This window comes from Pseudoduganella sp. RAF53_2, assembly GCF_052113985.1.
Lineage (GTDB): Bacteria > Pseudomonadota > Gammaproteobacteria > Burkholderiales > Burkholderiaceae_D > Rugamonas.
Window position 1 is genome coordinate 1 of the sequence record NZ_JBFRDW010000206.1, and the last position, 8,858, is coordinate 8,858.

7 protein-coding genes and 1 pseudogene are annotated in these 8,858 nt (G+C 62.2%); 3 read left to right on the forward strand and 5 right to left on the reverse strand.

Going from position 1 to position 8,858, the window contains the following annotated elements; translation table 11 throughout:
• Window positions 1-2,231: pilus assembly protein (locus AB4Z11_RS13975; protein WP_442025851.1), on the forward strand; the 2,231-nt coding region annotated here is incomplete at its 5' end.
• A 42-nt stretch (window positions 2,232-2,273) separates the two neighbouring features.
• Window positions 2,274-3,920, forward strand: a complete 1,647-nt coding sequence (locus tag AB4Z11_RS13980; RefSeq protein WP_442025852.1) for a peptide chain release factor 3 — start codon at window positions 2,274-2,276, stop codon at window positions 3,918-3,920.
• Window positions 3,921-3,985: 65 nt separating this feature from the next.
• On the opposite strand, the gene AB4Z11_RS13985 is transcribed toward AB4Z11_RS13980, so the two are convergent.
• Both AB4Z11_RS13985 and AB4Z11_RS13990 read right to left on the reverse strand, forming a co-directional pair.
• Window positions 3,986-4,177, reverse strand: coding sequence for a helix-turn-helix transcriptional regulator (locus AB4Z11_RS13985; protein ID WP_442025853.1), 192 nt, complete (start codon window positions 4,175-4,177; stop codon window positions 3,986-3,988).
• 26 nt (window positions 4,178-4,203) lie between these two features.
• Complete coding sequence (locus AB4Z11_RS13990) at window positions 4,204-4,962, reverse strand: DJ-1/PfpI family protein (RefSeq protein WP_442025854.1); 759 nt, start codon at window positions 4,960-4,962, stop codon at window positions 4,204-4,206.
• Window positions 4,963-5,031: 69 nt separating this feature from the next.
• Between AB4Z11_RS13990 and AB4Z11_RS13995 the strand changes: the two genes are divergently transcribed.
• A complete protein-coding gene (locus tag AB4Z11_RS13995) occupies window positions 5,032-5,967 on the forward strand; it encodes a fatty acid desaturase family protein (RefSeq protein ID WP_442025855.1) in 936 nt (311 codons plus the stop codon).
• Here the strand turns inward: AB4Z11_RS13995 and AB4Z11_RS14000 are convergent.
• From AB4Z11_RS14000 to AB4Z11_RS14010, 3 genes and pseudogenes are all read right to left on the reverse strand, one after another.
• Window positions 5,964-7,853, reverse strand: coding sequence for a putative bifunctional diguanylate cyclase/phosphodiesterase (locus AB4Z11_RS14000; protein WP_442025856.1), 1,890 nt, complete (start codon window positions 7,851-7,853; stop codon window positions 5,964-5,966). The two genes, AB4Z11_RS13995 and AB4Z11_RS14000, sit on opposite strands and share 4 nt — an antisense overlap.
• Window positions 7,850-8,392 carry a YfiR family protein gene (locus AB4Z11_RS14005; protein ID WP_442025857.1) on the reverse strand — a complete coding sequence of 181 codons (543 nt, stop codon included), beginning with the start codon at window positions 8,390-8,392 and terminating at the stop codon, window positions 7,850-7,852. Before AB4Z11_RS14005 ends, AB4Z11_RS14000 begins: the two co-directional genes overlap by 4 nt.
• A pseudogene (locus tag AB4Z11_RS14010) lies at window positions 8,392-8,858 on the reverse strand (TonB-dependent receptor); the annotation flags it as partial. The pseudogene AB4Z11_RS14010 and the gene AB4Z11_RS14005, both read right to left, overlap by 1 nt.

The following is an 8,858-nucleotide window of genomic DNA, read 5'->3' on the forward strand; positions in this document are numbered from 1 at the left end:
CCCTGGGTCTGGGTATCGACGGTATCATGGTTTACGATCCTAACTACAATACGGCACCCACGGTTGGCGGCGATTTCTACAAGCTGATTACCAATGCCACTGGATGCCCATGGAATGGCGGCAAGAACTATGTGTGGCCGGACCCGCAAACGGCGAGCAACAACAGCACCGTTCAGGAGCGTGTGGACGATCTGTGGCACGCGGCCATCAACGGTCACGGCAAATATTTCAGCGCCAAAGATCCACAGGACGTGGTGTCTGGCCTGAACGAAGCACTGTCCAACATCCAGGTGAGTGTTGGTGCTGCTGCGGCGGCTGCAACCTCGACGCCTAATATTTCGCAGCAGGACAACGACATCTTCTCCGACACTTTCACCACCGTGAAGTGGTATGGCGAATTGGCCGACAAGAAGATCGACCCGACCACGGGTATTGTGGGCAATGCCATCACCTGGATCAGCTCCGATACCGTTGGCCGCAAAGTCGCTGCCAGCACCGACAGCCGCAACATCTGGACCATGACCGAATCCGGTGCGGTGAAGGAATTCGATTACAGCCAGCTTTCGCCGACCATGCAGGGCTGGTTCGACAATAAGTGCCTGCTGCTTGCTCAGTGCAGCATGCTGTCGACTACCGACCGCGCCATTGTCAACAGCGGCGCCAATCTGGTGAACTGGCTGCGCGGCCAGCAGCAGTATGCGGATGACAAGCGCTTCCGCTCCTACACCAAGACCACCAACACGCCGAGCGGCGCCAGCGGCCCGGTGCCGATCGTGCTGGGCGATATCGCATCGTCCAAGCCGGCCTATGTGCGCGATCCGCGCAAGGGCYATACCGATGCCGGCTATCAGGCCTTTAAGAGTGATAATGCAGGCCGCCAGCCTGTGGTGTACACAGCGGCCAATGATGGCATGCTGCATTCGTTCGATGCCGCGACCGGCGAAGAGCTGTTTGCCTACGTGCCGCGCATCACGATGAAAAAGCTGTGGCAGCTCTCCAGCACGACCTATGGCACCAACCACATCTTCACGACCGATGGTTCGCCGGAAGTGGCGGACGTCCAGATCGACAATGTCTGGAAGACCGTCATGGTGGCTGGCCTGAATGGCGGTGGCCGCGGCTACTATGCGCTGGATGTGACGGCGGTGACTGGCCCGAACGACACGCCGAAGATCCTGTGGGAACTGTGCGCAGATTCTTCCGTCTGCAGCAATAACGATCCGGATCTCGGTCTGACTTTTGGTAACCCGCAGTTCGGGCGCTGGAATGGCCAATGGGTGGTGTTCCTGACTTCCGGCTATAACAATATTCCGGGCACTGACGGTGTCAGCACGGGCAATGGCCAGGGTTATCTGTACATTGTCGACATCAAGACGGGCAATATCCTGAAGAAAGTCGGTACCGGCTCCGGCGACTCGACTACGCCTTCCGGCCTGGCGAAAATTACTGCCATTACCGACGATCCGAACACGATTCCGGACGTCACCTACATCTATGGCGGCGACAATCAGGGCCAGATGTGGCGCTTCGATCTGACCGATAAAAACGGTGCGGTGGCAGTCGTCAAAATGGGCGATGCGGGCGTGAAGCAGCCGATCACCACCCGTCCGGACGTGACGCTGTGCGCGGTACAGCAGCCGAACGGTTCCCAGCTCGCCCAGCGCGTGGTGCTGTTTGGCTCGGGCCGCCTGCTGGATGTGCCGGATACCTCCAACGTCGATGTGCAAAGCCTCTATCTGCTGAAGGACTCCGGCTCGACGATTGATGTCCGTGGCTCGACCATGGTGCAGCAGGTGCTGTCGGGTGGCGGCACCAACACCCAGACTTTCACCATCACCAGCAATCCGGTGGATCTGCGTACCCAGAATGGCTGGTACTTTGACTGGAAGCTGAACGCCGGTGAACGTATGAACCTTGACCCGCAAATTGTCAGCGGCGTGGCCAGCGTGGTGACCAATATCCCGAGCTCTTCTTCGGACTGCTCGGTAGGCGGCACCAGTAATGTATATGCCGTGGACGTCTGCAACGGTACTGGCGTGAACAGCAATGTGGTGGGTGGCACGCTGTCCAATACCTCGGCGGCTGTAGGCTTCATCATCATCCGACTGCCGAAGGGTGAACTGAAGATGATTACCACTACCGCAAAAGGCGAAACGTTGACCAATCCAATCAGTGAACTTGATTCCGAAGGCGCCCACCCGGTCGGATGGCGCCGCGTGAAGGGGGATTGAGGTAAAATAGCGGGTTTCCCCGCTTTGCCTCACCCCCAAATCATGTCTGACGAATTGCTGAATGAAGCCGCTGCCTCGGGCAGCGGCAAGACTCCCGCTCTGATCGCCAAAGAGGTGCAGCGTCGCCGCACCTTCGGCATCATCTCCCACCCTGACGCGGGTAAAACCACGCTGACTGAAAAGCTGCTGCTGTTCTCGGGCGCGATCCAGATGGCCGGTACCGTGAAGGCGCGTAAGAGCGCGCGCCACGCCACCTCCGACTGGATGGAGATCGAGAAGCAGCGCGGCATTTCCGTGGCTTCGTCGGTGATGCAGTTCGATTTCCGCGACCACATCATCAACCTGCTGGACACTCCGGGCCACCAGGACTTCTCGGAAGATACCTATCGCGTGCTGACCGCCGTCGACTCCGGCCTGATGGTGATCGACGCGGCAAAAGGCGTGGAAGCGCAGACCATCAAGCTGCTGGACGTCTGCCGCATGCGCAATACGCCCATCGTCACCTTCATGAATAAGCTGGACCGCGAGTGCCGCGATCCGCTGGAGCTGCTGGACGAAGTCGAGTCCGTGCTGAAGATCCAGTGCGCGCCGGTGACCTGGCCGATCGGCATGGGCAAGAACTTCCGCGGCGTGTACCACCTGCTGCGCGACGAAGTGCTGCTGTTCCGTGCCGGCGAGGAAAGCGCAAGCCAGACGTTCGAAGTCGTCAAGGGCATCGACAATCCGAAGCTGCAGGAGATGTTCCCGCAGGAGATGGACCAGCTGCGCATGGAAGTGGAACTCGTGCATGGCGCTTCGCATCCGTTCAAGCTGGAAGATTTCCTGGCAGGCGTACAGACGCCGGTGTTCTTCGGTTCCGCGATCAACAACTTCGGCGTGCGCGAAATCCTGTCCGCGCTGGTGGATTGGGCGCCCGCACCGGGCAGCCGCGACGCCACCATCCGTACCGTGGCGCCGACCGAACAGCCGTTCTCCGGCTTCGTGTTCAAGATCCAGGCCAATATGGACCCGGCCCACCGCGACCGCATCGCCTTCCTGCGCGTGTGCTCCGGCCGTTTCGAGCGCGGCATGAAGATCAAGCATCTGCGCCTGAACCGCGAGGTGAAGGTGTCGTCGGTGGTGACCTTTATGGCATCGTCGCGCGAACAGGTGGAAGAGGCTTACGCAGGCGACATCATCGGCCTGCCGAACCACGGCAATATGCAGATCGGAGATTCCTTCTCGGAAGGCGAAATGCTGCAGTTCACCGGCATTCCTTACTTTGCCCCGGACTTCTTCCGCTCAGTGCGCATCCGTAATCCGCTGAAGCTGAAGCAGCTGCAGAAAGGCTTGCAGCAGCTGGGCGAAGAGGGCGCCGTGCAGGTCTTCAAGCCGGTGACGGGCGGCGATGTAGTGCTGGGCGCGGTTGGCGTGCTGCAGTTTGAAGTGGTGGCGAGCCGCCTGATGAACGAATACGGCGTCGACGCTGTGTTTGAAGGCACCAGCATCAGCACTGCGCGCTGGGTGTCCAGCGACGACAAGAAGGCGCTGTCCGACTTCGAAGCAGCCCTGGGCCACAACGTCGCTTACGACGCCGCGGGCAATCTGGCTTATCTGGCCACCTCGGGCGTCAATCTGCGCCTGACGCAGGAGCGCTGGCCGAAGCTGACTTTCCACGCTACCCGCGAGCACGCCACGAAGCTCGACTGAGCTGCGGCGGATCGATGATCCGCCCTACGCAGGGCCGGTCGTCGACGCGGCCGACGTAGCGCGGGTCATTGACCCGCCGCTTGCGTGCGGTATTCGCTCGGCGTCATGCCTGTACACAGGCGGAACGCCCGGCGGAATACCGCTTCATCGTTGAATCCCACCTCAATCGCCACCCGCTGAATACTGGCGCCACGATGCGCCAGCAGGCGCCTGGCATGCTCCACGCGGCAGCGCATCAGARATCGTACCGGCGTCATGCCCAGGGCGGATTGGAAGCGCCGCGTCAGCGTGCGCGGGCTGAGTGCCGCATGGCGCGCCGCATCGTCCGGCGATATAGCGTGCGTGCAGTGTTGTTCCAGATAGCGCTGCGCTTCAGCACGCGTYCATCGCCGTGCTGTTGCAAGCTGCGCAGATTCAGCGTGCCCTGGTCGTAGCTTAGCTGGCGCGCCGAATTCGTAAAGCGTGCAAATTTGCTGGCCGCCTTCTCGCCGTGGAAGCGRCTGATCAGATGCGCGCAAGCTTCAATCGCCGGCGCAATGCTGGCGGCCGTAATCAGCTGGCCGTCCACCACCAGCGGCGTGTCCGGATCGAAACGCACTTCAGGATAGTGCACCGCAAATGCGCGGCGATCGGACATATTGCCTGTGGCATCCCGTCCATTCAGCATGCCTGCCTCCGCCAGCAGCCGCACGCCGCTGGCGATGGCCAGAATGCAGGCGCCGTTGTCGCGGGCGCGCTCCAGCCAGCGCCGCAGGGCAGTGCTCAGCGGCGGATGCGCGGTTGGCGGCAGGAAGAAGGCTGGCAGCACAATCACTTGCGCCGGCCGCGCCGTGCGCAGGCTGCGCTCGGGTGTAATTACCGGTCCGGTGAAGGAGGGCAGCGGTTGCATGGTCGGCCCCACCAGGGTGATGTCGAACAGCGCCGCCTGGCGCAGATCAGCATTGTTCTTGATCAGCGGTCCGGCGACGGCAAGCAGCTCCCTGATCAGGTAGACAGAACCTGCCCAGCAATTTTTGTCGACGTAAATGCTGACGGGGATCATGGCGAAAACAGTCCGTTAAATGGCTGAAATTGTACGCCATTCGCTGCACGCCGCGCTTAGCATATTTGCATGAATATCCTGAGCTACATTGAGCGCCACGAGCTGCGCTCCCTGACCACGCCCAGCAATCGACAAGCCGTCTGGGTCGTCGCCTGCAATGCCGGCCTGATTGCCGCGGCCTTCGCGTTGCCCGCGCTTTGGCACAATCCGGCGGCCTGGGTGCTGGCGTCCGTTGTGCTGGCTGGCCGGGCGCTTGGGCTGGGCATCCTGACGCACGAAGCCGCGCACCTGACCTTCTTCCGCTCGCGCAAGCTCAATGAGTGGGCGGGGATCTGGCTGTTCGGCGCGCTGCCCAACGTGCCATACCACGGCTACCGCCGCGGCCATCTACAGCATCACCGCGCGCTCGGCACCGGGCAAGATCCGGATCTCGCGTTTGTCGACGGCTATCCCGCCACGCGCGCCAGCTTGTTGCGTAAGCTGCTGCGCGACGTCTCCGGCATCAACGGCGTCAAGAATGTGGCCTATCAGATGCGCAGCAATGAATCCACGGCTCTGCGACCGTTCCTGCTGGCGCACGCACTTTTGTTTGGCGCGCTGTGGGCTGCCGGTATACCACAGGTGTACGCCTGCTGGTGGATCGGGATGATCTTTGTCTATCCGCTCCTTCTGCGGCTGCGCGTGATGGCGGAGCACGGAGGGTTGCCTGACGCGCAAGGCGCCGATCTGCGCGAAAATACCGGCACCACGCTGGCGGGGCCGCTGGCGCGCCTACTGGTGGCGCCGAATCGCGTCAACTACCATGTGGAGCATCATCTAGCCGCCTCGGTGCCTTGCTACCGTCTGCCGGCGATGCACAAGCTGCTGGTAGCGCGCGGGTTTTACGAAGGCGCTGCCAATCTGGCGCCGTCCTACTGGCATGTCGTGCGGCGCTGCATGGCGCGCGATGGGCAGGCCGCAGTCAAGCGCCGCGTGGCAAAAGGGGCGCTGGACAATATGCGTTAAATATAGGCGCCGACGTCGGCCATGGCTTCCCAGCGCCGGCCCTCGCGCAGCAGCGCCTCAAGCTGCGCCGCGGGCATAGGCCGCGCGAAGTAGTAGCCCTGCATGACATCGCATCCCACGCCGCGCAGGAAGGCGACTTGTTCCGCAGTTTCCACGCCTTCCGCCACCACGCTCAGATTCAGGCTGTGCGCCATCGCGATGATGGCGGTGGCGATCGCTTCGCCGTCACCCGGCACACCGTTGACGAAACTGCGATCGATCTTCAGCTGGTCGATGGGGAAGCGCTTCAGATAGGACATGGACGAGTAGCCGGTACCGAAATCGTCGATCGACAAATGAATGCCTGCCGCCTGGATCTTGTTCAGCAGCGCGATATTGGCGTGCACATTTTCCATCAGCACGCCCTCGGTGATCTCCAGCTCAAGGATGCGCGCAGGCAGGCCGGTTTCGTCCAGCAGTGACTGCACCTCGGTCATCAGCGCCATGTCCTTGGTCTGCGCGGCGGACAGATTGACGGCCACGTGTTCGATGCCTTCGAACAGCCCCGCATCGCGCCACGCGGCGGCCTGGCGTACGGCGGTTTGCAGCACCCAGCGCCCAAGCGGCACGATCACGCCGCTTTCTTCCGCGACCGGAATGAATTCGGCAGGGCTGACCACGCCGAGCTCCGGACAAGTCCAGCGGGTCAGCACTTCCAGTCCGCGTGTGCGTCCCGTACGGACATCGATCTGCGGCTGATAGTGCAGCGACAGCTCGCCATTGTCCAGCGCGCGGCGCAGGTTGGCTTCCAGCGCCAGGCGCTTGCTGGCTTTCTGCGCCATCTCGGGATGGAAAATCTCGTAAGCGTTCTTGCCCTTGTTCTTGGCGTGATACATCGCGATGTCGGCGCAACGCATCAGGGAAGCCGCGTTCAGGGCGTCGCGCGGGTACGCGCTGACGCCGACGCTGGCCGTGACGAACAGCTGATGACGATCCAGCTGGAACGGCGCTGCCAGTGCATGCAGGATCTTGCGTGCCACGCGATCCGGAGATATCTCGTCGCGCTCCGGTTCGACGATGACGACAAACTCGTCGCCGCCGATGCGGCAGATGATGTCCGTGCTGCGCAGGGCGTCAGTCAGACGCTGCGCGACCTGGCGCAGCAGGGTGTCGCCGGTGTCGTGGCCCAGCGTATCGTTCACCACCTTGAAGTTGTCGAGATCGAGCAGCAGCAGGCTGACGGCTGTTTCCTGCTTGTCTGCACGGCGCAATGCGAATGGCAGGCGGTCGTTGAACGCGTGCCGGTTCGGCAGCCCTGTGACGGAATCGATATGCGCCAGCTGATGCAGATTCTGTTCCGCCAGCGCCACCGCGTGCCGCATGCGGCGCACCATCAGCCAGGCCAGCGCAAAAGAGCCCAGGGCGACAATGCCCGTAAAGGCCGCAAATGCCGCCGAGCGGCGATACAAGGGCATGAGGGAGGCGCGAATCGCGACGGTCCCGACAACCTTGCCGTTGGCATGCACCGGTTCCAGCACATCAAGATAGTCGACGCTGTATTCGTGCCGCGCCACTTCGCCGTTGAGCAGCTCAGGCACCGGCGCATTGGGGCGGCGGAATTGCGCGAGCGGCATGTCGCCGACCGCAATGGTGGCGCTTTGTACGGCCGGCGAGGCTTCCAGTCCGCCCAGGATTTCTTCCCCGGCGCGTGGATCGCGAAACAGCATGGCGGCGCTGCTGTTATTGCCGACAATGCGCGCCTGCACTTGCAAGTCGCGCAACATGGAAGTCCGTGTCACGCTGAACTGGATCAGCACCACCAGCACGGTGACCAGGCCCAGTGCGGCGCCTGCGGACAGCATGGTGCCGCGCACCATGCGGCTGCCGATTTGGAGCAGATGTGTCATTGCACGCTCCTTGCGAGGCGCAGCAGTTTGGAACTGAGCGCAAGCCGTGCCCGGCGCACGGAGCCAAGATCGACGTCAAAACCGATGCGGTGATTGTCGATATTCAGCGAAATCATGGCGCCTTCCGCGCCGATCACGCGGTCGTCCGCAATCGTCAGGACGCTGGTGCCGGTGAGCTCGTCGCGCAGCGAAGTCCAGCGATCGCGGTCGCGGCCATCCAGTGCCAGTACATGGCATCCGGCCAGTTGCGATGCAGGCGTTCCCGTTGAGAGAACGCGCAGCGACATGCGGTGGCCATTGATGACTTTGTCCTGCATATCAGTCAGTGCTGCCTGCAGCCCGTTACCCTGGAATGTACACACGCGCAGGGGCATGGATGGCGCCAGCGTGTCCTGCGGCCACTCGGTGAAGATAGCGAAGTTGAATAGCATGGCTGCCTTCAATGCCGGTTCGGATGCGCCTTGCGGCAGCTGGGCATGCGCCGCCCCCGCCAGCAGCATGGCCGCGGCATAAGCGATGAGGTGGCGCAGTCCGTTCATCAGTAGCTCAACCTCAAGCGGACCAGCACGCGCCGACCATCCTGCGCGATGGCGCGCTGCAGTGTGGCGCTGGATGCGGGATCGGCGTAACGGCGGTCGAACAGATTGCTGAGTGTGATGCTGGTGTCGATATGCCGCGTCAATCCGATAGTGAAGAGATTCAGATTGGCCAGCAAAAATGCCCCTGCATGGCCGCCGCCCATCAAATCGCGCCGGCTGGTGTACTGCGCTTCAAAGCCCGCATGCCAGTGGTAGTGCAACGGCTTTGCCACATTCAGCTTCGCCAGCACCGACGGGGAGTTTGCTTCGTCCTGGCGCACATTCTGATAAGCGACGCTGGTGCGCAGACGGGTGCCGCGGGCGTAATTGCGTTCATACTCGGCCTCGATGCCCTGCGCACGGAAGTGGTTCGCGTTCTGGAATTGCGGCAGGCCGCTGACCGGATCTTCCTGTTGCCCAATCAGGT

Bases quoted from the DNA above. Each gene is read 5' to 3' on its own strand.
- AB4Z11_RS13995 (WP_442025855.1), top strand. From the start codon at position 5,032: ATGAATATCCTGAGCTACATTGAGCGCCACGAGCTGCGCTCCCTGACC.
- AB4Z11_RS14005 (WP_442025857.1), bottom strand. From the start codon at position 8,392: ATGAACGGACTGCGCCACCTCATCGCTTATGCCGCGGCCATGCTGCTG.
- AB4Z11_RS13980 (WP_442025852.1), top strand. From the start codon at position 2,274: ATGTCTGACGAATTGCTGAATGAAGCCGCTGCCTCGGGCAGCGGCAAG.
- AB4Z11_RS14000 (WP_442025856.1), bottom strand. From the start codon at position 7,853: ATGACACATCTGCTCCAAATCGGCAGCCGCATGGTGCGCGGCACCATG.